Source organism: Streptomyces microflavus (assembly GCF_014650075.1).
GTDB classification, from domain to species: Bacteria; Actinomycetota; Actinomycetes; order Streptomycetales; family Streptomycetaceae; genus Streptomyces; species Streptomyces microflavus.
Genome location: NZ_BMUG01000012.1, coordinates 184,660 through 210,085, shown reverse-complemented (window position 1 = coordinate 210,085; position 25,426 = coordinate 184,660). Strand labels below are relative to the sequence as shown.

Genomic DNA, 25,426 nt, shown 5'->3' with positions numbered 1-25,426 from the left:
ACGACTCCACACTCTGAAAACACAGGAGTAGAAGTGAAGCGCAGCAAGAACCTCCGCGCTGCGGACGCCAAGATCGACCGGGAGCGCAACTATGCCCCGCTCGAGGCCGTCCGTATCGCCAAGGACACCGCCTCCACGAAGTTCGACAGCACCGTCGAGGTCGCCTTTGCCCTGGGTGTCGACCCGCGCAAGGCCGACCAGATGGTCCGTGGCACCGTGAACCTCCCGCACGGCACCGGCAAGACCGCCCGGGTCCTGGTCTTCGCGACCGGTGACCGTGCTGCGGCCGCGGAAGCCGCTGGAGCCGACATCGTCGGCGCCGACGAGCTCATCGACGAGGTGGCGAAGGGCCGTCTGGACTTCGACGCCGTCGTCGCGACCCCGGACCTCATGGGCAAGGTCGGCCGCCTGGGCCGCGTGCTCGGTCCGCGTGGTCTGATGCCGAACCCGAAGACCGGCACCGTCACCCCCGATGTCGTGAAGGCTGTCAACGACATCAAGGGCGGCAAGATCGAGTTCCGCGTCGACAAGCACTCGAACCTGCACTTCATCATCGGCAAGACCTCGTTCGACGAGACCAAGCTGGTGGAGAACTACGCAGCGGCGCTGGACGAGATCCTCCGTCTGAAGCCGTCCGCCGCCAAGGGCCGCTACATCAAGAAGGCCACGCTGGCCACCACGATGGGCCCCGGCATCCCGCTGGACGCCAACCGCACCCGCAACCTCCTCGTCGAGGAGGACCCGGCCGCCGTCTGAGCCACCGCGCTCACCCGGTAGCCGCGTCGTACGCGTGCACTGTGTGAACGGGCCCCGCACCTTTCGAGGTGCGGGGCCCGTCCTCGTATCCGGAGGAAGAAACCGGGAGCACCGGTGACTGTCGGTGGCCTGTGCCAGTGTGGGACGGGACGGCAGGACGATACGAGGGGTGGACCGGTCGGATGAGGACGAGCACGTTACGGCGCGTGGGTACGGGGGCCGCAGCGGCGGCCCTGATGTCGGTGGCGGCCTGCAGCGGCGGAGGCGGTGACTCCGGTACGGCGGGGAAGCCGGCCGGCACCGGAGGAGCGGCCGAGGCGGGTTCCGTCGCGGCGCTCCAGCAGATCCGGGAGAAGACCGGCACCGTGCGGTCGGCCCGGATCGAGGGCACCACCGAGATGGGCGACACCGTCTCCATGCAGCAGACGGGAACCATCGGCTGGGCGGACGGCCTCTCGGGCTCGCTGACCATCACCTACACCGGCGGCACCATGGCCGAGGCCCTCAAGCAGGGCGGCGGCGACGGAACGGTCCGGGCGCGCTATCTCAAGGACGAGTACTACGCCAACATGGGCGACGCCTTCGCGGCGAACGTCGGCGGCAAGCACTGGGTCCGGTACGCCTACAAGGACCTCGCGGAGCTCGGCGGGCCCGCCGGTGACGTCCTGGAGGAGCAGGTGCAGAACAGCACCCCCGAGCAGGGCGTGAAGGCTCTGCTGGCCGCGGGGGACGTCAGGAAGGCCGGCCAGGAGGACGTCCGGGGCGTGTCCGCGACGCGCTACTCCGGCACGGTCGACGTGGCGGAGCTGACCGGGCGGAACAGCGCTCTGGACGCCGAGCAGCTCGCCGCCCTCAAGGAGCAGCTCTCCGCCGCAGGTGTCACCACCCAGACCGTCGACATCTGGGTCGACAGGAACGATCTGCTCGTGAAGAAGACCGAGCGCGGCGAGACGGCGGGCGGGGCGTTCAGCTCGACGGTCTTCTACAGCGACTACGGCACCAAGGTCTCCGTGGAGAAGCCGCCGGCCGCCGACACCGTCGACTTCAAGGAGATCCTGAAACAGCGGGGCGCCGGTCCCTCCTGACCTCCGGCTAAACCTCCCGCACCGGGGTGGGCGGCGCCGGATTTGCCCGGCGCGCCCCCGGTCGCGTACTCTCCACAAGAAGCCAAAGACCGCTGGTCGTCGCTGCGCTCTCGTCAGAGGGACAGTGACCGAAGGTTCCGCTAGATCGGACGACCTGCGCAGGTGACTGTGGAACTGCTCCCGGACTCTGTCCGGTCGAGCCGCGCCCTGGCACTTGTGCTGGGGCGTTTCGTCTTTCCCGGCCCCTTCTGAGCGGTCCTCATCACCCGGAAGGAGGCCGACGCTCATGGCAAGGCCCGACAAGGCTGCCGCGGTAGCCGAGCTGACGGACCAGTTCCGCAGCTCGAACGCCGCCGTGCTGACCGAGTACCGGGGTCTCACCGTGGCACAGCTCAAGGAGCTGCGCCGTTCGCTCGGTGAGAACGCCCAGTACGCCGTGGTGAAGAACACGCTGACCAAGATTGCGGCCAACGAGGCCGGGATCGACACGCTGGACGACCTGTTCTCGGGTCCGACGGCGGTTGCCTTCGTCACCGGTGACCCGGTGGAGTCGGCGAAGGGTCTTCGTGACTTCGCCAAGGACAACCCCAACCTCATCATCAAGGGCGGTGTCCTTGACGGTAAGGCGCTGTCCGCCGATGAGATCAAGAAGCTCGCGGACCTCGAGTCCCGCGAGGTTCTGCTCTCCAAGCTGGCCGGTGCTTTCAAGGGCAAGCAGACTCAGGCTGCACAGCTCTTCCAGGCACTGCCGTCGAAGTTCGTCCGCACCGCGGAAGCGCTTCGCGCCAAGAAGGAAGAGCAGGGCGGTGCCGGTACTCCGGCTCCCGCCGAGGCCGCCGAGTAATTTCGCTCAGCGGTCCAGCGGGCTCCACGTACGCCCGCCGACATATACATCCGGCACCTGCCGAATAGTGGAAGGACGCCTATCATGGCGAAGCTGTCCCAGGACGACCTGCTCGCGCAGTTCGAGGGCATGACCCTCATCGAGCTCTCCGAGTTCGTCAAGGCCTTCGAGGAGAAGTTCGACGTCACCGCCGCCGCGGCCGTCGCCGTCGCCGGTCCGGCCGGCCCGGGCGCCGTTGCCGACGCCCCGGAGGAGCAGGACGAGTTCGACGTCATCCTCACCGGTGCCGGCGAGAAGAAGATCCAGGTCATCAAGGTCGTGCGTGAGCTGACCTCGCTGGGTCTCAAGGAGGCCAAGGACCTCGTCGACGGCACCCCGAAGCCGGTCCTCGAGAAGGTCGCCAAGGAGGCCGCCGACAAGGCTGCCGAGTCCCTCAAGGCCGCCGGCGCTTCCGTCGAGGTCAAGTAACACCTCGGGAGTCCACGGACTCCCCTCGGGCGCGTCACGCGCCCGTACCGAAGGGCGATCACCCATCCGGGTGGTCGCCCTTCGGCGTACCCGTGGCGGCTGCCTTGAACTTCCGCCGGTGACGAGTAGGGTGATCTTCGCCGTGCGCCTCTCGCGGGGCGCTCAGGGGCCCCCTGCGGGCCTTGCGGGGGCGGCCGGGGAAAGCTCCTGGGGCCCCGTCCCGACCCGGTGGGTCTTGACGAACGGCACGCGGCGCGCAATTCTCAGGACGCGTCATCACTTCGATCCGTATCCGAGGCATGGATCGAGAGTGAAGAGGGCAGTAAAGAAGAGCGCACCCCGCGCGAGGGCCAGACACATAGGTAGTTGAGAACAGCTGTTGAGAGCAACGTGGGTCTCTGAGAACCCCGACTGGACATCAGTGTGCCGCTTGGCTACACTGACCCTTTGCGCTGCCTGTTAGCTGCCTCCTGCCCGTCACCAGGGGCATACCCACGCTTGAGCATCGATGACTGATTCCTCTCCGAGGTGGCCCTTTCGGGTCGACTCGGGATGATGTGTCTCTTTGTCCAATGTGGGACCGGTACGCGCGTAGTGAGTCCGAGCCCTCGGAAGGACCCCCTCTTGGCCGCCTCGCGCAACGCCTCGACCGCGAATACGAACAACGGTGCCAGCACCGCCCCGCTGCGCATCTCTTTTGCAAAGATCAAGGAGCCCCTCGAGGTTCCGAACCTCCTCGCGCTGCAGACCGAGAGCTTTGACTGGCTCCTCGGTAACGCCGCCTGGAAGGCTCGCGTCGAGGCTGCTCTGGACAGTGGACAGGACGTCCCCACCAAGTCCGGCCTGGAGGAGATCTTCGAGGAGATCTCACCGATCGAGGACTTCTCCGGGTCGATGTCGCTTACGTTCCGCGACCACCGCTTCGAGCCCCCGAAGAACTCGATCGACGAGTGCAAGGAGCGCGACTTCACGTTCGCCGCGCCGCTCTTCGTCACGGCCGAGTTCACCAACAACGAGACCGGCGAGATCAAGTCCCAGACGGTCTTCATGGGCGATTTCCCGCTCATGACCAACAAGGGCACCTTCGTCATCAACGGCACCGAGCGTGTCGTCGTGTCGCAGCTGGTCCGCTCGCCGGGTGTCTACTTCGACTCCTCCATCGACAAGACGTCCGACAAGGACATCTTCTCCGCCAAGATCATCCCTTCCCGGGGTGCCTGGCTGGAGATGGAGATCGACAAGCGCGACATGGTCGGTGTCCGTATCGACCGCAAGCGCAAGCAGTCCGTCACCGTCCTCCTCAAGGCTCTCGGCTGGACGACCGAGCAGATCCTCGAAGAGTTCGGCGAGTACGAGTCCATGCGCGCCACCCTGGAGAAGGACCACACCCAGGGCCAGGACGACGCGCTGCTCGACATCTACCGCAAGCTGCGCCCCGGCGAGCCGCCCACCCGCGAAGCCGCTCAGACGCTGCTCGAGAACCTCTACTTCAACCCGAAGCGCTACGACCTCGCGAAGGTCGGCCGCTACAAGGTGAACAAGAAGCTCGGCGCCGATGAGCCGCTGGACGCCGGAGTCCTCACCAGCGACGACGTCATCGCGACCATCAAGTACCTGGTCAAGCTGCACGCCGGTGAGACCGAGACGACCGGGGAGTCGGGCCGGGAGATCGTCGTCGAGACCGACGACATCGACCACTTCGGCAACCGTCGTCTGCGCAACGTCGGCGAGCTCATCCAGAACCAGGTCCGTACGGGCCTGGCGCGGATGGAGCGCGTCGTGCGTGAGCGCATGACGACCCAGGACGTCGAGGCGATCACGCCGCAGACCCTGATCAACATCCGGCCGGTCGTCGCCTCCATCAAGGAGTTCTTCGGCACCAGCCAGCTGTCGCAGTTCATGGACCAGAACAACCCGCTGTCGGGTCTCACCCACAAGCGCCGCCTGTCGGCTCTTGGCCCGGGTGGTCTCTCCCGTGAGCGGGCCGGCTTCGAGGTCCGTGACGTGCACCCGTCCCACTACGGGCGCATGTGTCCGATCGAGACCCCTGAAGGCCCGAACATCGGCCTGATCGGTTCGCTCGCCTCGTACGGCCGCGTCAACGCGTTCGGCTTCATCGAGACGCCGTACCGCAAGGTCGTCGACGGTCAGGTCACCGACGAGGTCGACTACATCACGGCCGACGAGGAGGACCGCTTCGTCATCGCCCAGGCGAACGCGATCCTCTCCGACGAGCTGCGCTTCACCGAGCCCCGCGTCCTGGTCCGCCGTCGTGGCGGAGAGGTCGACTACGTGCCCGGCACGGACGTCGACTACATGGACGTCTCGCCGCGCCAGATGGTGTCCGTCGCCACCGCGATGATCCCGTTCCTGGAGCACGACGACGCCAACCGTGCCCTCATGGGCGCGAACATGATGCGCCAGGCGGTGCCGCTCATCAAGTCCGAGGCCCCGCTCGTGGGCACCGGCATGGAGTACCGCTGCGCCACCGACGCCGGTGACGTGCTCAAGGCCGAGAAGGACGGTGTGGTCCAGGAGGTCTCCGCGGACTACATCACCGTCACGAACGACGACGGCACGTACACCACGTACCGCATCGCCAAGTTCATGCGCTCCAACCAGGGCACCTCGGTGAACCAGAAGGTCGTCGTCTCCGAGGGCGACCGGGTCATCGCGGAGCAGGTCCTCGCCGACGGTCCGGCCACCGAGAACGGTGAGATGGCCCTCGGCAAGAACCTCCTCGTGGCGTTCATGCCGTGGGAGGGTCACAACTACGAGGACGCGATCATCCTGTCGCAGCGCCTCGTGCAGGACGACGTCCTCTCCTCGATCCACATCGAGGAGCACGAGGTCGACGCCCGTGACACCAAGCTCGGCCCGGAGGAGATCACCCGGGACATCCCGAACGTCTCCGAAGAGGTCCTCGCCGACCTCGACGAGCGCGGCATCATCCGTATCGGTGCCGAGGTCGTCGCCGGTGACATCCTCGTCGGCAAGGTCACGCCCAAGGGTGAGACCGAGCTGACCCCCGAGGAGCGCCTGCTCCGCGCGATCTTCGGTGAGAAGGCGCGCGAGGTGCGCGACACCTCGCTGAAGGTGCCGCACGGTGAGATCGGCAAGGTCATCGGCGTCCGCGTCTTCGACCGCGAAGAGGGCGACGAACTGCCGCCGGGCGTGAACCAGCTGGTCCGCGTCTACGTCGCGCAGAAGCGCAAGATCACCGATGGTGACAAGCTCGCCGGCCGTCACGGCAACAAGGGCGTCATCTCGAAGATCCTGCCGATCGAGGACATGCCGTTCCTGGAGGACGGCACCCCGGTCGACATCATCCTCAACCCGCTGGGTGTCCCGTCCCGAATGAACCCGGGACAGGTCCTGGAGATCCACCTCGGCTGGCTCGCCAGCCGCGGCTGGGACGTCTCCGGCCTCGGTGACGAGTGGGCCAAGCGCCTGCAGTCCATCGGTGCCGACCAGGTCCCCCCGGGCACCAACGTCGCCACGCCCGTCTTCGACGGTGCGCGCGAGGACGAGATCTCCGGCCTCTTCCAGGCCACGATCCCCAACCGCGACGGCGACCGCCTGGTGCAGCCCTCCGGCAAGGCCCAGCTCTACGACGGCCGCTCCGGCGAGCCGTTCCCGGAGCCGGTCTCGGTCGGGTTCATGTACATCCTCAAGCTCCACCACCTGGTCGACGACAAGCTGCACGCGCGTTCGACCGGTCCGTACTCCATGATCACCCAGCAGCCGCTGGGTGGTAAGGCTCAGTTCGGTGGACAGCGCTTCGGTGAGATGGAGGTGTGGGCGCTGGAGGCATACGGCGCCGCGTACGCACTCCAGGAGCTGCTGACGATCAAGTCCGACGACGTGACCGGCCGCGTGAAGGTCTACGAGGCCATCGTCAAGGGCGAGAACATCCCCGAGCCGGGCATCCCCGAGTCCTTCAAGGTGCTCATCAAGGAAATGCAGTCGCTCTGCCTCAACGTGGAGGTGCTGTCCTCGGACGGCATGTCCATCGAGATGCGCGACACGGACGAGGACGTCTTCCGCGCAGCGGAGGAGCTCGGTATCGACCTGTCCCGGCGAGAGCCGAGCAGCGTCGAAGAGGTCTGACGGGTTCGCCGGCCGGATCCCTGTGATCCGGCCGGCTCTCCCCGGACCCGTTCAGACCATTGCTGAAGTGCCCCGATTTCTCGCTTCCGAGCGAGGGGGCTCGAACCCCCGAAAGAGGGATTGACGACAAGTGCTCGACGTCAACTTCTTCGACGAGCTGCGGATCGGCCTTGCCACCGCGGACGACATCCGGACCTGGTCCCACGGCGAAGTGAAGAAGCCGGAGACCATCAACTACCGCACGCTCAAGCCCGAAAAGGACGGACTCTTCTGCGAGAAGATCTTCGGTCCGACCCGGGACTGGGAGTGCTACTGCGGCAAGTACAAGCGTGTCCGCTTCAAGGGCATCATCTGTGAGCGCTGCGGCGTCGAGGTCACTCGCGCCAAGGTGCGTCGTGAGCGGATGGGCCACATCGAGCTTGCCGCTCCCGTCACCCACATCTGGTACTTCAAGGGCGTCCCGTCGCGCCTCGGATACCTGCTGGACCTCGCGCCGAAGGACCTCGAAAAGGTCATCTACTTCGCCGCGTACATGATCACGTTCGTGGACGAGGAGCGTCGTACCCGCGACCTGCCGTCCCTGGAGGCGCACGTCTCCGTCGAGCGTCAGCAGACCGAGAACCGCCGCGACTCCGACCTGGAGGCCCGCGCCAAGAAGCTCGAGACCGACCTGGCCGAGCTGGAGGCCGAGGGCGCCAAGGCCGACGTGCGCCGCAAGGTGCGCGAAGGTGCCGAGCGTGAGATGAAGCAGCTGCGCGACCGTGCGCAGCGCGAGATCGACCGCCTCGACGAGGTGTGGAGCCGCTTCAAGAACCTCAAGGTCCAGGACCTGGAGGGCGACGAGCTGCTCTACCGCGAGCTGCGTGACCGCTTCGGCACGTACTTCGACGGCTGCATGGGCGCCGCCGCGCTGCAGAAGCGCCTGGAGTCCTTCGACCTCGACGAGGAGGCCGAGCGCCTCCGCGAGATCATCCGTACCGGCAAGGGCCAGAAGAAGACCCGTGCGCTCAAGCGCCTCAAGGTCGTCTCCGCGTTCCTGCAGACCAGCAACAAGCCCAAGGGCATGGTGCTCGACTGCGTGCCGGTCATCCCGCCGGACCTGCGTCCGATGGTGCAGCTGGACGGTGGCCGCTTCGCGACCTCCGACCTGAACGACCTGTACCGCCGTGTGATCAACCGCAACAACCGCCTCAAGCGTCTCCTTGACCTCGGTGCCCCCGAGATCATCGTGAACAACGAGAAGCGGATGCTGCAGGAGGCCGTCGACGCGCTGTTCGACAACGGCCGCCGCGGTCGCCCGGTCACCGGTCCCGGTAACCGCCCGCTGAAGTCCCTGAGCGACATGCTCAAGGGCAAGCAGGGCCGTTTCCGTCAGAACCTGCTCGGTAAGCGTGTGGACTACTCCGCGCGTTCCGTCATCGTCGTCGGCCCGCAGCTCAAGCTGCACCAGTGCGGTCTGCCGAAGGCCATGGCGCTGGAGCTCTTCAAGCCGTTCGTGATGAAGCGCCTGGTGGACCTGAACCACGCGCAGAACATCAAGTCGGCCAAGCGCATGGTCGAGCGCGGCCGCACCGTCGTGTACGACGTCCTCGAAGAGGTCATCGCCGAGCACCCGGTGCTGCTGAACCGTGCGCCCACCCTGCACCGCCTCGGCATCCAGGCCTTCGAGCCGCAGCTGGTCGAGGGCAAGGCCATCCAGATCCACCCGCTCGTCTGCACCGCGTTCAACGCGGACTTCGACGGTGACCAGATGGCCGTGCACCTGCCGCTCTCCGCGGAGGCGCAGGCCGAGGCCCGCATCCTGATGCTGTCCTCGAACAACATCCTGAAGCCGGCCGACGGCCGCCCCGTCACCATGCCGACCCAGGACATGGTGCTGGGGCTGTTCTTCCTCACCACCGACGGCGAGCTCCGTGACACCAAGGGCGAGGGCCGCGCGTTCGGCTCCACGGCCGAGGCGATCATGGCGTTCGACGCCGGCGAGCTGGCTCTCCAGTCCACCGTCGACATCCGCTTCCCGGTGGGCACCATCCCGCCGCGTGGCTGGGTGCCGCCGGTCGCCGAGGAGGGCGAGCCCGAGTACCAGCCGGGTGACACCTTCCGGCTGCGGACCAGCCTGGGCCGTGCGCTCTTCAACGAGCTGCTGCCCGAGGACTACCCGTTCGTCGACTACTCGGTGGGCAAGAAGCAGCTCTCCGAGATCGTCAACGACCTGGCCGAGCGCTACCCCAAGGTCATCGTGGCGGCGACGCTCGACAACCTGAAGGCGGCGGGCTTCCACTGGGCGACCCGTTCGGGCGTCACCGTGGCCATCTCCGACATCGTCGTGCCCGAGGCCAAGAAGGCCATCGTCAAGGGCTACGAGGACCAGGACGAGAAGGTCCAGAAGCAGTACGAGCGCGGTCTGATCACCAAGGACGAGCGCACGCAGGAGCTCATCGCGATCTGGACCAAGGCGACCAACGAGGTTGCCGAGGCGATGAACGCGAACTTCCCCAAGACCAACCCCATCTTCATGATGGTTGACTCGGGTGCCCGAGGAAACATGATGCAGATGCGGCAGATCGCCGGTATGCGTGGTCTGGTGTCGAACGCGAAGAACGAGACCATCCCGCGTCCGATCAAGGCGTCCTTCCGTGAGGGCCTCACCGTTCTGGAGTACTTCATCTCCACGCACGGTGCCCGTAAGGGTCTGGCGGACACCGCCCTGCGTACCGCCGACTCGGGTTACCTGACCCGTCGTCTGGTGGACGTCTCGCAGGACGTGATCATCCGCGAGGAGGACTGCGGCACCGACCGCGGCCTCAAGCTGAAGATCGCCGTCAAGGGCGCCGACGGCGTGCTCCGCAAGACGGAGGACGTCGAGACCTCGGTCTACGCCCGCATGCTCGCCGAGGACGTCGTGGTGGACGGCAAGGTCATCGCGCCTGCCAACGTCGACCTCGGTGACGTCCTCATCGACGCCCTGGTGGGCGCCGGCGTCGAGGAGGTCAAGACCCGCTCGGTCCTGACCTGTGAGTCCGCGGTCGGCACCTGTGCCTTCTGCTACGGACGCTCGCTCGCCACCGGCAAGCTGGTCGACATCGGTGAGGCGGTCGGCATCATCGCCGCCCAGTCCATCGGTGAGCCCGGTACCCAGCTGACGATGCGTACCTTCCACACCGGTGGTGTGGCCGGTGACGACATCACCCAGGGTCTGCCCCGAGTCGTCGAGCTCTTCGAAGCCCGTACGCCGAAGGGTGTCGCCCCGATCTCCGAGGCCAAGGGCCGCGTGCGGATCGAGGAGACCGAGAAGACCAAGAAGCTCGTCGTCACCCCGGACGACGGCAGCGACGAGACGGCGTTCCCGATCTCGAAGCGTGCCCGTCTGCTCGTGGGCGAGGGCGACCCGGTCGAGGTGGGCCAGAAGCTCACCGTCGGTGCGACCAACCCGCACGACGTGCTGCGCATCCTCGGCCAGCGTGCGGTCCAGGTCCACCTGGTCGGCGAAGTCCAGAAGGTCTACAACTCGCAGGGCGTGTCGATCCACGACAAGCACATCGAGATCATCATCCGGCAGATGCTCCGCCGGGTGACGATCATCGAGTCCGGCGACGCGGAGCTGCTTCCGGGCGAGCTGGTCGAGCGGTCGAAGTTCGAGACCGAGAACCGTCGTGTGGTCACCGAGGGCGGTCACCCCGCCTCCGGCCGTCCGCAGCTGATGGGTATCACCAAGGCCTCGCTCGCCACCGAGTCGTGGCTGTCGGCGGCGTCCTTCCAGGAGACGACCAGGGTTCTGACCGACGCGGCGATCAACGCCAAGTCGGACTCCCTGATCGGCCTCAAGGAGAACGTCATCATCGGTAAGCTCATCCCGGCCGGTACGGGTCTGTCCCGCTACCGCAACATCCGGGTCGAGCCGACCGAGGAAGCCAAGGCCGCGATGTACTCGGCCGTCGGCTACGACGACATCGACTACTCGCCGTTCGGCACCGGCTCCGGCCAGGCCGTCCCGCTGGAGGACTACGACTACGGTCCGTACAACCAGTAGGCGAGTGCTCGTCGCTTGAACGCCTGAGGGCGGTCACCCCTTTCACATCAGGGGGTGGCCGCCCTTCGGCGTGTGCGGGGCCGGTCCGGGTTCAGCGGAGCGTCTCCCATACGGCGATGGCGACGCCGGCCGTCGCGGTGAGCGCGGCGATGCTCGCCAGCGGCCAGCGGGAACGTTCCAGCAGGTCCAGGCGGGTCTCATGGTCGGCGAGCTGCTTGTCGGTCTGGTCGCTCCGCTGCACGAGCAGGGCCAGCTGCCCGTCGGCGCGGGCGAAGCCGGCCTCCAGGCTGCCGCGCATCCGCTCCAGCTCCAGGGCGACGGCCACCGGGTTGTTCGGGTCGGTATCGGTCATGGGCGGCCCTCCGGCGGTTCGGTGCGCAGCCAGCGCGGGAGCAGGGCCTGGACGCCCGGCAGGGCCATCACCCGGGTCACCGCGCCCGCGACGGCCAGGGCCCCGGCGACCCGGGGCAGGGTCGCGGGGACGCCGGACGCGTCCACGAGTGCGGGCAGGAGCACGGCAAGGGCGAGGGCCGTCTGCAGGACGGTACGGGCGGTACGCCGGGCGGCGTCGGACATGGCAGGTTCCTCACTCGGTTTACGGCACCTTCGCGGTGTACGGGACCTTCAGCGCGTTCCAGGACGTGCGGCCCGGCCAGCCGTCGGCCTCCGAGCCACGGAACCCGAGCTTGCGCTGCCAGGCGGCGTACGAGCGGCGGTCGGCCTCGGTCCAGCGGGGGCCGGGGCCGACGGCGTACGTTCCACATCCCTCGGCGGCCAGCCGGCGGCCCATCGCGGTGATGACGGGGGAGCTGGGGCGGGCGGTGAAGAAGGAGGCGCCGGGGAAGGGCTGATAGCGGGGGGTGGTGGGGCTGGTGGGGGCGGTGGGGTTGCTGGGCTTCGCGGGCTGGGTGGGCTTGGACGGCTGGGTGGGCTTCGTGGGCTTGGTGGGTGGCTTGGCCGGGGCGGCCAGGCGGGTCGTGACGCGGGTGCGCATCGACGGCATGGTGAAGCCGCGCGGGTCGATCTTCGCGGCCGACCACTCGGAGTGGCCGATGACGGAGCGGGCGCTCCAGCCGTGGGCCCGGCAGATCGCCGCCGACGCGCGTTCGATCGCGTCGAGCTGGGCGGTGGGCCAGGGGTCGCGGCCGTTGCCGAGGTTGACGCACTCGAAGCCGTAGAAGCGGGCGTTGCCGTCGACGGCGCCGGTGCTGCCGTCGTGGGCGCGGGGGGCGGGCGGCCGGTCGCCGTAGTCCTCGGCGGTGACGCGCCGGAGCACGGCCGGGTCGCCGCCGCCCGCGTGGTTGGCGCGGCCCGCCGAGACCAGGTGGACGGTGCCCGCCTTGTCGATCACGCCGTGGCAGAGCGGGCCGGGCAGGGCGGCGTAGCCGTCGCGGCAGAGGGCGACGGAGGCCGCGCTTCCGCTGCTGACGGTGTGGTGGATCATCACCCCGTTCACGGGGCCCCAGGCGCCCTTGTGGTTGCGGTGGTGGGTGCGCCAGCCCGGGTGCTCGACGACGGTGACGCCTTCGGCGTGCAGCGCGGCGAGCAGCCGGTCGGCGGTGAGTGGTGTGGCCACGGGTGGCGGTCCTTCCGGTGTACGGGAACGGGTACGGGGGCGGGCATGGCGGAGCCCCGTACCGGAGGGGGTGTGTCCGGTACGGGGCTCAGGGGCCTCGGGGTGCGGCGGGTCAGGAGGCGAGCGCGGCCCAGATCGCGTTGGAGTCGGCGGTGATGTTGGCCGTGTTGAAGGAAGCGGGCAGGGAGGTCTGGCCGGTGGCGTTGAGGCGGCCGTGCCGGATGAAGGCGTTCGGCATCCGGGCGCTGCCGCCCGGGGCCTGGCCGACGCTGGAGCCGCGCAGGAAGGCGGGGCCGCTGTTGCTGGGGTTCGGGCCGTTGACCACCAGGGCCACCCAGTAGTTGCCCGGGGCCGCGGTGTACGCGGTGGTGAGCGGGCAGACCACGGTCCTGCCCTCGGTGGCGGAGAGCAGGGTGTTCAGCGGGGCGGTCAGTCCGACGCGGGCTCCGGCGCTCGTGTAGAGGCCGGCGAAGGAGGCCGGGCCCAGGGTGTTGCCGACGTAGCCAGGGACGTAGAAGGCGATGTTCCGTACGGTCGTCTGCGCGTGCAGAGGGACGCCGATCAGGTAGACCCAGCCGTTGATGCAGTACTGCGGGGTGGTGGCGGAGCCGCACGCCGGGTCGAAGGCCCATCCGGCGAACCCCACGGCGGACGGGGACCAGCTGCCCGCCGATGAGACCGCGTCCACGTAGCCGCGGCGGGTGAGCTGGTCGGCGGTGGTGGGGGTGACGGTGGTGAGCGGCGGGGCGGCGAAGGTCTTCGTGCCCTGGACGGTCTGGTCGCCGGTGAGCAGTACGGCGTCGCCGCTCGCCACGGCCGAGACATCGGCGGCGGTCAGGACGACGGGGCCGGTGCGGCCGTTGACCGAGGTGACGGGGGAGCCGTCGACGGCCAGGTAGCGGGCGTCTCCGGCGGCCTGGGAGAGGGCGCCGACGTCGGTGGCGGCGAGGGTCACGTTGCCGGTCCTGCCGTTGACGGAGGCCACGGCGCCGCCGCCGGCCGGGAGCTGGGTGGCCGGGACCAGGCCGTCGGCGCCGAGGGTGGCGACGCCGCCGGGGGCGCCGGCCCGGGCGGCGTCCAGGGCGGAGACGTCGGCGGCGGTCAGGAGGATGTCCGGGTCGGTCTTCCCGTTGACGGAGTGCACGGCTCCGGCGGGACCGGCCGGGCCCTGCGGGCCGAGCTCGCCCGGGCGGCCCGCGGGGCCCGGTACGGCGACGTACTGGGGGTTGGCCGGGTCGGCCGGGGCGATGTCGGCCAGGTCGACGGTGGGGTGGTCGGCGCTCAGCACGATCTGGTAGCTGCGGCTGTTGCGGCCGAGGCCGGAGAGCCTCTCGGTGACGGTGTACGTCCACACCGCCGGGTTCCAGCCCGGGCCGTCGGTGGCGGGCAGCACGATGCGGAGCCGGCCCTCCGGGTCGAGGGTGGCGCGGGTGGGGCCGCCCAGGAAGAGGTCCTCCTCGGCGTGGGTGAGGAGGGCGGGCGGCCGGAAGTCGACGGTGCCGCTCATGGGGCGGCCGTCGGGGGTGAGGTAGCGGGCGGTGAGGGTGACTGTGGGGATGGTTTCTGGCAGCACGGGTGGCTCCTTGGGGTGTGTGTGGGTGGGCGGCCCACCACCAGCCCGTCCGGCGTTTGAGGACGGAACCCTGGGGGTGGGGAGGGGTGCCCGTGGGGGCGGGGTAGGAAGGTGCGGATTCGTCCCTCGCGACGGGTCCGTCCTCAAGCGCCGGACGGGCTGGATATGGGTGCGGGTTCGTCCTCCGCGAGGGTTCCGTCCTCAAGCGCCGGACGGGCCGGCTGGGCGCCGGGCCGGCTGGGGTGAGCCCCGGTGGGGTCAGGACTCCAGGCCGTACAGGGTCAGGGGGCGGCAGCGGATCGTTGTGCCGGGGGTCGTGACCCTGGCCTGGATCTCGAACGTCACCGTCGCCCCGTACTCCGCCGCCATCCGCTCCGTGAGCACCAGCCCCGCCCCCGGCCCGCCCACCGGCCCCACCTGGTCGCCGTCCACGAGGAGCCGTACCTCGCCGCCCGCCCCGCCCTCCGCCGCGATGCGGCAGTGCAGGCGGGGGTGCTGGACGAGGCCGGGGCCCCGGTGGAGCGTGGTCCAGGTGGTGGCGGTGGTGGACTCCCAGCGGGTGGGGTCGGCGGGGGCGGGCAGGGAGTACGGGATGTAGGGGCGGGCGAGACCGCCCCGTACGGTGTCGTCGGCGACGATCACGTTGCCCCGGCGGTCCAGGATCCGTACCGGCTGCACCGCCGTCGGGTCCGGCGCCCCCGTCCACACCGTCAGTGCCAGCGAGCCGTCGTCGCGGCGGACGACCAGACCCTGCTGCGGGGTCTCCTCGTCGCGGTCGGGCGCGACCCGGCCCAGGTAGACGAGGTCCTGGTCGCCCGCGGTGCGCACCCGCAGCCGGCCGCGCTCGCCGATGACCACCTCGCCGCCCACGATGCTGTTCTGCGCCGGGGTGGTGTTGGCGCTGCCCATCAACTCCCTGACCTGGCGTTCCAGGGCGCGGATGCGGTCGAGTAGATCGGTGGGGATGATCGCCACGGGTCAGACTCCTTCCAGGTAGAGAACGGCGGTCTCCTGCTTGGCGCGCTGCGGCGGGGTGACGGCCATGCCGACGATCCGGTACTGGGCGTCGAGCCCCTCGTGGTGCCACAGGTCGTGGACGCGCAGCCGGATACGGGCGCCGATCAGCGCCGGGGTGATCCGGCCGTCCAGCCGTACGGTCAGCTCCGGGATGACCTCCGGCCGGCGCTGCCGGGCCAGTTCGGCGCGGGCCAGCGAGCGCAGGGTCGCCGCGTCGCTCACCCCGCCGTGGTCGGAGGTGAGCTCCAGCCGGGGCCAGCCCTGGGCCAGTTCGGCGGGGAGCTCCTCGGATACCGTCAGCGGTTCGGATTCCTGGGACTGGTCGGTGTTGGCCGATTCGCCGCGGGCCACCCAGACGTTCGCCTGCACGGTCGAGTCGGTGGGCAGGCTGTAGGTGAGGACGGGACCGGGGTGGTCCAGCACGATGTCGTTGTGGCCGGTGCGGATCTGCGGGTGGCCGAGCTGGAGGCGCTTGACCCGTATCCCCTCGGCGTCCCGGTAGCAGTGGATGCGCCACTCGAAGCCGTCGTTCAACTGGCCGAGCTTGTCGAGCAGTTCGCGGATCCGGGCGAGCGCCGAGTAGGCGTGGGAGTGGTCCCGTACGATCCCCGACCGCTCGTGGCCGAGGCTGATCCCGATGTCGCCGCCCGGCTGTTCCTGGGCGTGGGCGACGAGGGTGCGGGCGATGTCGAACTGGTCGAGGCCCGTGACGGTCAGGTCCTGGCTCAGGATGCGGTGGTCCAGGTACGAGTCGAAGGTCCCGGCCTGGAACTGCACCGTGAGCCGGCCCTGTTCGTCGGAGACCGGGGTGCAGGTCCACAGCACCCCGCCCCACCAGATGTCCCCGTCCCGCTCCAGCCAGACCGCGGTGCGGCCCGGCTGGAGCGCCGCCCGGGCCCGGGCCGCGAGCGCGCCCTGGGGGAGGGGGACGGTGGCGGTGAGGGACCCCGGCTTGCCGATGAAGTCGTCGAACTTGGTCTCCGTCAGGGGCAGGACGTCCATCAGGCGGTCGGTGCGCAGGTCGCAGAAGAGGGCCCGGTAGACGGGTTCGGGGGCGGTACGGCCCATGGGCTGCCTCACAGGACTCATCGTTGCCTCGCAGAGGCAGTCGGCTGTCTCATGGGACTCATCGGGCGCCTCACAGGACCGGGTCGACGCGGATGAAGCGGTTGTCGAACCAGCCCCGGCTGCTCGTCGCGGAGGTGACGTAGGCGGAGACGGCCGTGTAGGCCGCGCCCGGCTGGAGCCCCGTGACGCGGTGCGTCGCTGACACCGACGTCATCGCCTTGGAGCCGACCGTCGCCGAGCGGATCTCGTCGGCGGCGACGACGAGCACCCCGTCCTTGCGGATGTTGACGCCCATGCGGGACCACTGGCCCTCCACCGCGGTGTGCCCCATGAAGCCCACGGAGACGAAGACCGCGCCGGAGACCGGGGCGGTGAACGCGGCGGTGATGGTGGGGCCGACGGTGTCGGTGACGGCCTCCACCCAGGTGGTGCTGGCGCAGTAGCCGCCGTCGGTGTTGGTGGCCCAGGCGGAGGCGGTGACGGCGGGCCGCCAGACGGTGCCGTCCCAGCGCTGGAGCCGCCCGCCCTCGTCGCGGTACTGCCCGGTGTACTCGCCCCTGGCGAGCGCGCCCTGCGGGGCGATGCCGCCGATCTGGCGCGGGTAGCCGCTCCAGCGGACGCCGTCCCAGCGCTGGAACTCCGTGGTGGTGTCCCGGTACTGGCCGACGTACCCGCCGAGGACATCGCGGTTCCAGGACTCCGGGAGGATGCCGCCGACGGCCACGGTGGGGACGCGCAGGTCGTAGACGGCGTTGGCCCAGTCGATGCCGCCGGTACCGACGGAGGCACCCGCCGGGACCAGGACCCGGGCCAGCGGGAGGGAGGCGTCCGGGAGGGCAGGCGGCTCGGGGGAGGCCTCCGGCTTGCCCTTGACGACCTCCAGAGCGGCTTCCGTACGGCCGTCCTCGCTGTTGAACTGGGCGTCGTGGACGCGCAGGACCACCACGTCGATGCGGGGGTTGGCGGCGTCCCCGTCGTCGAAGCCGACGTCGGTGTAGTCGGTGAGGACGACCGGGTAGGCCCCGGCCGGCCCCCGGCCCTGGATCACGGCGCGGCCCGGGGCCACGGTGGCCCGCATGCCCGCGGTCTCCCCGTACACGTACAGCGCGGACATCAGGTACGCGCCGTTCTCGGAGCCGGGGATCACCCCGCCGGCACTGGTCAGGGGGCCGGTCGGGGACATGGTCCCGACCGGGGAGAGGCGGGTGTCGGCCCGGGACTGGCCGGATTCGGTCTCGGTGCGGTTGATCAGCCAGGCGCTGCGTACGGGCATGGAAGTCCTCCTGGGGACAAGACGGGTGGGGTGTCGCGGTGGGGCGAGGGGGTCACCAGTGGGCGTCGCGCCACCGGACGGTGACGGAGGCCCGCGGGTCGGGGGTGGTGTCGTCGGAGCGGAACGCCAGCTCGGTCACGCCCGGGACCAGCCCGAACAGCTGCTCGGGGGCGGAGGCCGTGGTCGCGGTGTAGAGGCGGGAGGCGTTCGCGTTGAGCAGGACGGTGCCGGCCTCGGTGTCGACGCTCAGGACGTCCTGGGGGCCGAGCACGATGTCGTACTGGAGCTGCCTGCCGTCGGTGAGCCGGGTCAGCGTCGGGCGCCGGACCGGCCCCCGGAACTCGATCAGCGGGTGGGCCGTCGCCGAACCCCCGTTGGCGGCGGCGCAGGTGCCCGTGGCGCCCGTGGCGCCGTCGGCCGGGTCGGGGACGCCCCAGTCCAGCGGCCACTGCAGGCCGAGCCCGGTCTCCCCGGCCTCCTCCGGCCAGAGCAGGCCCGGTTCGGCGACCGGCAGATGGGTGCGGGCCTCCCGGAGCGCGGAGCCGAAGCGGCGGGGGTCGGTGGCGGTCCACTGGAGGCTGGCCTTGGAGGCGCCGTGCACCACGAAGGTGCGGTCCTGCGGTACGACCCGCCGGCTGATCCGGGCCCGTACGGCGAGGGTCTCCCCGTGCAGCCGTACGGCCAGCCAGTCCTCGCCGCCGTCGGCCCCGGTCGCGTCCCGGAAGCCGGCGGCCACGCCCCGCGCGTCCCGGACGGTGCGGGGCAGCAGCCAGACGGTCGCCCCGACGAGCCGGGGCTGCGCCCACTGCGCGCCGGGCCAGGCGCCATGCCGGTCGGGGCGGGAGACGTCACCGGTGTCGAGGGTCGGCAGGTCGTCCCAGCCGGTGATGCCGGTGCGGTCGATCTCGTAGGGGGTACCGGGTCCCATCAGCAGTCCGGCCCACTGGATCTGCCCGTCGCGGGTGATCAGTGAGCCGGGTGCGGTCTCGTACGCGGATGCGTATGCGGTTGTGGTCTCGGCCATGAGGGGCCGTCACCTCGCTTCGTTCATGGGGCGGACGGATGGGTGCTCATGCCGCCGCCCCGTGCAGGAACAGCAGGTCGGAGGCGACGGCGAGCGGGCCGCCGCGTCCGGCCGCGTGGTACGTACGCAGCCGGGCCCGCTCCGGAGGCCCGGCGGAGCGGCCGGAAGCCCGGCCCGCCTCGGCCGGACGCAGCCGGCTCAGTGCCGACAGCGGCAGTACGGAGGAGGCGCCGCCGGGCCCGCCGGGCTGGACGACGCCGCCCTCGGCGAGCTGCGGGATCTTGGACAGGTTCACGCCGAACTTCTTGCCGAGGACGGAGAAGCTCAGCTTGTTGAGGCCGTCGATGACCCAGTTGGCGAAGGAGATCAGGGCCTTGACCGGCCCGGTGACGGCGGCCATGACGCCCTGCATGCCGGTGGAGACGAAGTCCCCCATGCCGTGCAGGGTGCGGGAGGTGGCGTCCCTGACCCGGGTGAACATCTCCGGGATCCGCTTGGTGATCCAGTCCAGGGTGGGCTGGATCGCCTTCCGGAAGCCGCTCCAGGTCCCGCTGATCAGCCCGGTCACCGCACGGGTCGCCGAGGTGACGGCGGTACGGGTGCCGTTGAAGCCGGTGGACAGGGCGGAGCCGACGCCCCTGACGACCGCCGTGATGACCGTGCGTACGGCGGTGAACTGGGCCCTGACCACGGTGGCGTACGCCTGGACGACCGGCCCGAGGAACTTGCCGATGGCCCGGAAGAACGCCAGCACCTGGTCGAAGACCTGCTTCATGATCTTCTGGCCGGTCTGCGAGCTGAGCGCGTACTCGATCAGGAGGCCCGCGAGCGGCACGATCAGACCGAGGACGAACCCGAACGGATTGGCCCGCATCGCCACGTTGACGGCCGTCATCGCGCCGGCGCCGACGGTGAGGGCCCCGCCGAAGAAGCCCATCAGCCCGGAGACCGTTCCGGTGCCCTTGCCCAGGATCCCGGCCACGCCCCCGAAGGCGGAGGAGCCGGAGGCGAGGGCGCCCAGCGGGGCGGCGGCGCCACGGGCCTTGCCACTGCCGGTACGGAGCCGGGTCGCCGTGAGCCCGGCGGTGCGGCCGGTCCTGGTCAGCGACTTCCCGGCCGCGTCCGCCCCGGTCCTGAGCTGCCGCACGGCCGGGTCGGCGGAGGCCGCGCCGCCCCTGATGCCGTCGGCGGCGGCCTGGGCCCGGCCGATGTCGCGCAGGGCGGTCCGGAGGGAGCTGCCGGCCGCGCCGAGACCGGAGCGGAAGGCGGAGAGCGGGCCGGCCGTGCCCGCGAGGGGGTCGGTACCGGTCCTGATCGCCGCGGTACTCATCCGCGCGCCTTGGACAGGAACAGCAGGGCGGCGGCGGTCTCCTGGAGATCGGCGGAGGACGCCTCGTAATAGTTCTCGATCTGGAAGCCGGAGACCGCTCCGGCCGTGGCGTTGAACGAGTCCGCCCGGGAGCGCCGCGCGGTGTGGCGCAGCAGCCGGTCCAGCTTGGAGAGCGGCAGTACGGCTTCGGCCTCACCGGCCTCCGCGACGATGGTGTGCACCCCTCCGTTGCGCGGCTGCACGATGCCGCCCGCCGCCAGCTGCGGGATCTTCGGCAGGCTGATGCCGAAGCTCTTGCCGCCGACGCCGGGGACCCAGCCGGGGATGGAGACCTTGATGCGGTTGAGCTTGTCGATCGCGGAGTTGATGAGGCGGATGACCGAGTTGACCGGCCCCTTCACCGCGCCGGTGATCCGGCCGAAGGCCCGGCCCGCGATGTCCTTGAGCCCGCCCCAGACGGCGGAGAGCCGCTCCTTGACCCGGCTGAACGCCTGCGGAACGGTGTTGCGAATCCAGTTGACGACCGGGGTGATGACCTTCCGGATCCCGTTCCAGACACTGGAGATGACGCTGCGGATGGCGTTCATGACCGTCGTGATGAGCTTGCGCCAGGCGTTGAAGTAGGTCGTGATGACGGTGGCGACGGCCAGGATGACCACGGTGACGGCCTTCTTGATGCCGTTCCAGACCGTCTTCATCAGGGCGCCGGCCTTGGACATGATCGGCCCGACGGCCTTCATGACCGTGCTGATGACCTTCCTGATCGCGTCGAAGGCGACCTTGAGCACCTTCTGCATGGTCTTGGAGCGGGCCGCCATCTCGACGACCTTCTCGATGAGCGGGGCGAGCAGCGAGAGCAGCTGCCCGACGATGTTGCCCTTCATCGACTTGTTGAGGCCGTTCATGCCCTTGGACGCCTTGTCGGCGCCGGACTTGAACGTGCCGATCTGCGTACCGCTCTTCTGCCCGGTGGTGCCGGCCTTGGCGAGTGACCGCTCGGCCTTGTCGGCGGCGCGCTGGATGGCGGTCAGCTCGCGGGCGGAGGACTGGGCGGAGGAGCGGATCTTCTTGAGCTCGCGGTCGCCGGTCTGAGCGGAACGCCCGAGGCCTTGGGCGGATCGGGCGGCGCTCTCCGTCTGGGTCTTGAAGCCTTTGAGGGAGGCGCCGGCCCGCCCCAGGGACTGCACAAGAGACACGGTGGGCTTCTCCTTTCTCGCATTTCTCGCTGATGGTGGAAGACGTGGACAGCACCCGGCCGTGCGGCCGGCAGGTATCAGCCGAGCCTGCGCTCCAGGCGTGCGGCCTCCTCCTCCACGCGGCGCAGCCCCTGCGCCGTCTCGCGCAGCTGGTTCGCGTTGAACGTGTGGACCCTGACGTTGGCCCCCTGATTGCGTTGCCCGGAGAGCTGATTCGCCTGGCGGGTCTCGGCGCCGCTGCGCCGGATGGTGTCGGTCGCGCCGGACGCGGCCATGTGCCGCTGGTTCCGGGTCAGCCCCCGCAGGACCGTGTCGTGGCGCCCCACAGTCGCCGGAATTCGACGCAGGGCGCCGACTCGTTGTTCCAGGCCGTTGACGCGAATGTTCGTGTTCTTCAGTCCTCTTTCGACATCCGCACCGGCACCTGAGGTCTGATCGGGTGCCTGGATGTTCCACGGTGTCAGCCAGTCGATGAGACGCTCGAATTTCGCTTCCCAGCCCGGAGTGACGTTCACCCCGAAAATCTCTATGCCTTTCGGGGTTATCTGGACGGCATCAGGGGCGAAGGTGACGAGAGTGGGGTCGAATTTGAAGCTCTGCGTGCTCCAGTAGAGAGTCTGGCTCGACGCGTTGATGCTGTCGGCCGCAGGATCGGCCCCGAGCGCTACAGCGATCTTCTCCAGCGCTTCGCCCGTCACGGTGTCGAGCACCAGATTCTTGACGGTCCTGGTGAAGTCGCCACCCGAGCTCAGCAGGCCCGCCACGACATCTTTGACAATTCCTTCGTACGTGTGACCCTCTGGCCATCCAGGCGGATATGGGCTGGTCATTTACTTTCCTCCTTCTTCCCGGTGCGAACCCGTGCGAACCCGCTTCTCCCTTGACGTGAAGCCTGGCCGTGGATACCCTGCGCGAATGATTCTGTTGGTGGCTCTTTTCTCTGCTTCGGCCCTTGCTGCAGCCGCATACGGCGCCTACCTGGCGCATCTTCGATGGCGACAGGAAATGTTTATCCGGAGTGGTCGGGCGGAATTCGCCAAAGGGGTATGCGTCAACCTGAGGTGGACATCCGGCAGATTGGTGGCCAGTGGAATCCGTTACACCGACAAGCAGGGGCGCAAGCATGTTGCGTGGACGCGGAGCGAGAGGACGATACCCGTCGCAGTAGGGAGAACCGCGGAAGTCCAGTACGACCCCGAAGGAAAAGCGTCCGCGCTGATAAACGGCGTCGCCGACGGGACCGGATCATATGGATTCGCTGCCGGGTGTTTCGCGCTCTCGGCGATCCTGCTCTTCAACGGCATCCGGCTCATCTGACCCGCTTCACACGAAGAAACGCATGAGTTCGGCGCGGTCGGGGCCGCCGTGTGCGGCCGGCCGCTGCTCCCGTGCGCTCACCGTGTCCGTGTCCGGGGCCTCGTCGCCCGGCCTCGGCACCGGCACCGGCGTCTCCGGCGGATCGGAGTCCTCGTCGGTGTTGACCGAGGCGAACATCCAGTTGGCGGCGGCGAGATGGTCCACGGCCGCGGCGAGCAGATAGTCGGTGACCGTCCACTCCGCGCCGTCCCCGTCGAGTTCCCGGGAGACGGCGCTGTCGCGCGGCATGTGCTTGACCAGCACCGCGAGCCGGCGTGAGGTCAGCCGGCCGCGGTGCCAGTCCAGCAGGTCGATGCCGTAGTGCCGCAGCAGGTCGGCTTCGAGGGCCTCGGCGTGTTCGGTGACGAACGCGTCGAGGCTCAGCCTTCCCCCAGGCCGAGCCCGGTCTCCTTGCCGTACGCCTCCAGGAGCGCGGCGATGTCCTGCATGGTGATCTCGTGCTGCGCGAAGCGGCCGAACTGCTCCTCGCCGAGCAGCAGCCGCAGCAGCCCGTCCACGTCGTTGTCGTCCAGCGAGCGCAGCGCGGTGGCGGTGGCGCGGGTCAGCTCGGTGGGCAGTTCGAAGGTGTCGTCGTCCAGGTCGAAGGACCAGGTGCGGCCGAGCACCTCCAGGCGCTGGGCGCGCGCCGCGTTCACGTCGAAGGAAGCCATGCGGGTGTCTCCGTTTCAGGTTGCGGGGGCGGGAAGGGGCCGGGGCTGGGCCGGTCCGGGCCGAATCGGCCCCGACCCGGCAGGTGTTACGGGTGTTACGGGGCCGGGATCGTCGGCACCGTGTAAGCCGCGTCCTTCATGACGAAGGTGGCCAGCGCCTGGCCGTCGCCCGGCGACAGGGCGGTGAAGGTGACGCCGAGCTGCGCGGCCGCCTTCCGGGCGAGCTTGATGTCGTCGGTGGCGGTCACCTGGCCACGCGGGATGACGAAGCGGTACGTGACCTCCGAGCCGTCGGTGAACTCCAGGCCGAGGGCCCGCTCGTCGAAGGTCGGCCCGTCCGGCACGTCGAACTGGAAGACGTTCGAGGCGTCCCCGTCCTTGCGGATGTCCGTGGACTTGCCGCCGAGGAAGAACGGCAGCGTGTCCTCGTTGAACTGGAGCATCGCGAACTTCAGCGTCAGGTCGCGGTCCGCGTAGACGAACCGGGCCGGGCTGATGGACTGCCACGTCTCGACCGGGTCCAGCTTGTCCTTCTTGGCGAAGGTCACGCCCTCGGTGGAGGTGTAGCCGAGGTCGGTCCAGGCCGGCCCCCAGTCGGCCGCCGGGTTGTCGGAGAAGGCGTCCGGCAGCGGGGCGTCGATCTCGGCGACGAGGATGCGGCCGGTTCCGGCCACGCGGATCTCGGAGGCGTTGTTGCCTGCCATGGATGGCTCCTTGGGGTGGTTGGTCCCTGAGTGGGTGACTGGATGGATGACTGGGTGGTGCGTGCCGTCACGGGTACGGCAAAGGCCCCGCCGGACGGCAGGGCCTGGTCTGTGGGGCGTACGGGGTGGGCCCGTACGGCGATGGGTGCGTACGGCTTCAGAGGCGTACGGCGTTGGATGCGCGCGGCCTCAGAGGCGTACGGCTTCGGAGGCGTACGGCGTCAGGTTCCGGCGTCAGCCGATGCGCAGGGAGACGCGCAGGACGCAGAGGTAGCGGTTGGCCGCGGGGTGGAGGTACTCGGGCAGCCAGCGCGGGCCGTCCGCCTCGACGACATCGCTGATCACGATGTTCGTCCCGTACCGCCGGCCGACCGCGGCGAGCAGTTCGGCCCGGGCGGAGTTGGCCAGGCGGTGTGCCGTCGCCTTGTCCGGCCCGTAGGCCTCCAGCTCGATGAGCGGCTGGTCGAGGTGGAGGTCGTCGATCCAGGCACCACCGCGCCGGGAGACGATCACCGCCTTCTGCGTGCCGTCGAAGCCCGGCGGCGGAGTCTCGTCCACGACCGCGTCCGCGAGATCGGCGCGCTCGGAGAGGAGCTCCACGACGATGGCCTCCACGTCGGGGAAGGTGCTCGGAGGTGAAGTCATGACAGGGCGATCACTCCTGTTCGCGGATGGGTGAAGGGGTGGCGACGCGGACGGCGGAGCCGCGCCCGGAGGGTGGGCGCAGCTCCGCCGCTGCACTTATTGTGACCGGGATCGTGCGAGCGCGCAACCTGTTGGCGCGAACGCGCAATTTTGCGGGGTGCGCTTCCCGGGCTGTTCGTGCCTCGCCGGCACGCAGGTGGGCCTGTTCTCGCCTCCCGCAGTCCCGCCCCCGGTGCGTTAGTCTGCGGTTATCGAACAGACATTCGAGAGGCGGCGGTTCTGCGGAGGGAAGCGCCCTGACGAGCGTGTGGAGCGAGGGAACGGGGGAGCGGGTGGACGGGAGTGAGCCGGTGATCAGTGCCCAGGAGCGGCTGGCCGATGTCATGGCTGCCGCGGTCGAGGTGGCCGCGGAGTCGGGGGAGTCGGGTACGTACACCGCGGAGGTCGCCCGCACACTCACCGCCGTCGTCGGCAAGGTCGGCGCGAGAATCGCCGTCGATGCGGAGACGCGGGGGTTCCGCAGCGGCTGGGGCGAGGCGGTCGCGCTGGCTTCCGGGGGTGCGGAGGGCGGAGCCCAGGTGTTCCGCATGGCGGCCGCCCCCGAGAAGTAGCCCGAGGAGCAGAGGCCGCACCCGAGAAGTGGCCCGGGGAGCAGAGGCCGCGCCCGAGAAGTAGCCCGGGGAACGGAGAAGGAGGGGCG

23 protein-coding genes are annotated in these 25,426 nt (G+C 69.6%); 8 read left to right on the top strand and 15 right to left on the bottom strand.

Features of this window, described 5'->3' with window-relative positions:
• Positions 1–33: 33 nt before the first annotated feature.
• From rplA to IE264_RS31495, 6 genes are all read left to right on the top strand, one after another.
• Entirely contained in the window at positions 34–756 is a 723-nt protein-coding gene (gene rplA / locus IE264_RS31520) for a 50S ribosomal protein L1 (protein ID WP_015610693.1), read from the top strand.
• 182 nt (positions 757–938) lie between these two features.
• Positions 939–1,841 carry an SCO4651 family lipoprotein gene (locus IE264_RS31515; protein ID WP_032756469.1) on the top strand — a complete coding sequence of 301 codons (903 nt, stop codon included), beginning with the start codon at positions 939–941 and terminating at the stop codon, positions 1,839–1,841.
• Between the two features lie 286 nt (positions 1,842–2,127).
• Entirely contained in the window at positions 2,128–2,685 is a 558-nt protein-coding gene (rplJ, locus tag IE264_RS31510) for a 50S ribosomal protein L10 (RefSeq protein WP_007445921.1), read from the top strand.
• Between the two features lie 84 nt (positions 2,686–2,769).
• Positions 2,770–3,153, top strand: coding sequence for a 50S ribosomal protein L7/L12 (gene rplL, locus IE264_RS31505; protein ID WP_032756468.1), 384 nt, complete (start codon positions 2,770–2,772; stop codon positions 3,151–3,153).
• 624 nt (positions 3,154–3,777) lie between these two features.
• Complete coding sequence (gene rpoB, locus IE264_RS31500) at positions 3,778–7,263, top strand: DNA-directed RNA polymerase subunit beta (protein ID WP_015610696.1); 3,486 nt, start codon at positions 3,778–3,780, stop codon at positions 7,261–7,263.
• A gap of 130 nt (positions 7,264–7,393) precedes the next feature.
• Positions 7,394–11,293, top strand: a complete 3,900-nt coding sequence (locus tag IE264_RS31495) for a DNA-directed RNA polymerase subunit beta' (RefSeq protein WP_015610697.1) — start codon at positions 7,394–7,396, stop codon at positions 11,291–11,293.
• A 91-nt stretch (positions 11,294–11,384) separates the two neighbouring features.
• On the opposite strand, the gene IE264_RS31490 is transcribed toward IE264_RS31495, so the two are convergent.
• The 11 genes from IE264_RS31490 to IE264_RS31440 form a co-directional block, all read right to left on the bottom strand.
• Complete coding sequence (locus IE264_RS31490; protein ID WP_032756467.1) at positions 11,385–11,645, bottom strand: hypothetical protein; 261 nt, start codon at positions 11,643–11,645, stop codon at positions 11,385–11,387.
• Positions 11,642–11,869 (bottom strand): hypothetical protein, encoded by a 228-nt coding sequence (locus IE264_RS31485; protein ID WP_032756466.1) that lies wholly within the window; start codon positions 11,867–11,869, stop codon positions 11,642–11,644. The genes IE264_RS31490 and IE264_RS31485 overlap by 4 nt, the downstream gene beginning before the upstream one ends.
• A gap of 19 nt (positions 11,870–11,888) precedes the next feature.
• On the bottom strand, positions 11,889–12,869 hold the full coding sequence (locus tag IE264_RS31480; RefSeq protein WP_032756465.1) for a peptidoglycan-binding protein: 981 nt from the start codon (positions 12,867–12,869) through the stop codon (positions 11,889–11,891).
• A gap of 112 nt (positions 12,870–12,981) precedes the next feature.
• The gene (locus IE264_RS31475) at positions 12,982–14,442 is read right to left on the bottom strand and encodes a hypothetical protein (protein ID WP_032756464.1); all 1,461 of its coding nucleotides are present in this window, start codon (positions 14,440–14,442) and stop codon (positions 12,982–12,984) included.
• Positions 14,443–14,700: 258 nt separating this feature from the next.
• The gene (locus IE264_RS31470) at positions 14,701–15,417 is read right to left on the bottom strand and encodes a hypothetical protein (RefSeq protein WP_015610701.1); all 717 of its coding nucleotides are present in this window, start codon (positions 15,415–15,417) and stop codon (positions 14,701–14,703) included.
• A 3-nt stretch (positions 15,418–15,420) separates the two neighbouring features.
• On the bottom strand, positions 15,421–16,527 hold the full coding sequence (locus IE264_RS31465) for a hypothetical protein (protein ID WP_032756463.1): 1,107 nt from the start codon (positions 16,525–16,527) through the stop codon (positions 15,421–15,423).
• Between the two features lie 70 nt (positions 16,528–16,597).
• Positions 16,598–17,800 carry a hypothetical protein gene (locus tag IE264_RS31460; RefSeq protein WP_015610703.1) on the bottom strand — a complete coding sequence of 401 codons (1,203 nt, stop codon included), beginning with the start codon at positions 17,798–17,800 and terminating at the stop codon, positions 16,598–16,600.
• Positions 17,801–17,852: 52 nt separating this feature from the next.
• A complete protein-coding gene (locus IE264_RS31455) occupies positions 17,853–18,824 on the bottom strand; it encodes a phage distal tail protein (RefSeq protein ID WP_032756461.1) in 972 nt (323 codons plus the stop codon).
• 46 nt (positions 18,825–18,870) lie between these two features.
• Positions 18,871–20,154, bottom strand: a complete 1,284-nt coding sequence (locus IE264_RS31450) for a phage tail tape measure protein (RefSeq protein WP_032756459.1) — start codon at positions 20,152–20,154, stop codon at positions 18,871–18,873.
• Positions 20,151–21,350 carry a phage tail family protein gene (locus IE264_RS31445; protein WP_032756458.1) on the bottom strand — a complete coding sequence of 400 codons (1,200 nt, stop codon included), beginning with the start codon at positions 21,348–21,350 and terminating at the stop codon, positions 20,151–20,153. Before IE264_RS31445 ends, IE264_RS31450 begins: the two co-directional genes overlap by 4 nt.
• A 77-nt stretch (positions 21,351–21,427) precedes the next feature.
• Complete coding sequence (locus IE264_RS31440; RefSeq protein ID WP_032756457.1) at positions 21,428–22,114, bottom strand: hypothetical protein; 687 nt, start codon at positions 22,112–22,114, stop codon at positions 21,428–21,430.
• Between the two features lie 151 nt (positions 22,115–22,265).
• Here IE264_RS31440 and IE264_RS31435 point away from each other — a divergent pair, with 151 nt between their 5' ends.
• Entirely contained in the window at positions 22,266–22,667 is a 402-nt protein-coding gene (locus IE264_RS31435) for a hypothetical protein (RefSeq protein WP_043973048.1), read from the top strand.
• 6 nt (positions 22,668–22,673) lie between these two features.
• On the opposite strand, the gene IE264_RS31430 is transcribed toward IE264_RS31435, so the two are convergent.
• The 4 genes from IE264_RS31430 to IE264_RS31415 form a co-directional block, all read right to left on the bottom strand.
• Positions 22,674–23,021 carry a hypothetical protein gene (locus IE264_RS31430; protein WP_032756455.1) on the bottom strand — a complete coding sequence of 116 codons (348 nt, stop codon included), beginning with the start codon at positions 23,019–23,021 and terminating at the stop codon, positions 22,674–22,676.
• A gap of 65 nt (positions 23,022–23,086) precedes the next feature.
• A complete protein-coding gene (locus IE264_RS31425) occupies positions 23,087–23,377 on the bottom strand; it encodes a hypothetical protein (RefSeq protein WP_015610710.1) in 291 nt (96 codons plus the stop codon).
• Between the two features lie 95 nt (positions 23,378–23,472).
• A complete protein-coding gene (locus IE264_RS31420) occupies positions 23,473–24,081 on the bottom strand; it encodes a phage tail tube protein (protein ID WP_015610711.1) in 609 nt (202 codons plus the stop codon).
• Between the two features lie 234 nt (positions 24,082–24,315).
• Positions 24,316–24,726, bottom strand: coding sequence for a phage tail termination protein (locus IE264_RS31415; RefSeq protein WP_015610712.1), 411 nt, complete (start codon positions 24,724–24,726; stop codon positions 24,316–24,318).
• Between the two features lie 350 nt (positions 24,727–25,076).
• On the opposite strand from IE264_RS31415, the gene IE264_RS31410 reads away from it, so the two are divergent.
• Complete coding sequence (locus IE264_RS31410) at positions 25,077–25,337, top strand: hypothetical protein (RefSeq protein ID WP_229887857.1); 261 nt, start codon at positions 25,077–25,079, stop codon at positions 25,335–25,337.
• Positions 25,338–25,426: the final 89 nt, after the last annotated feature.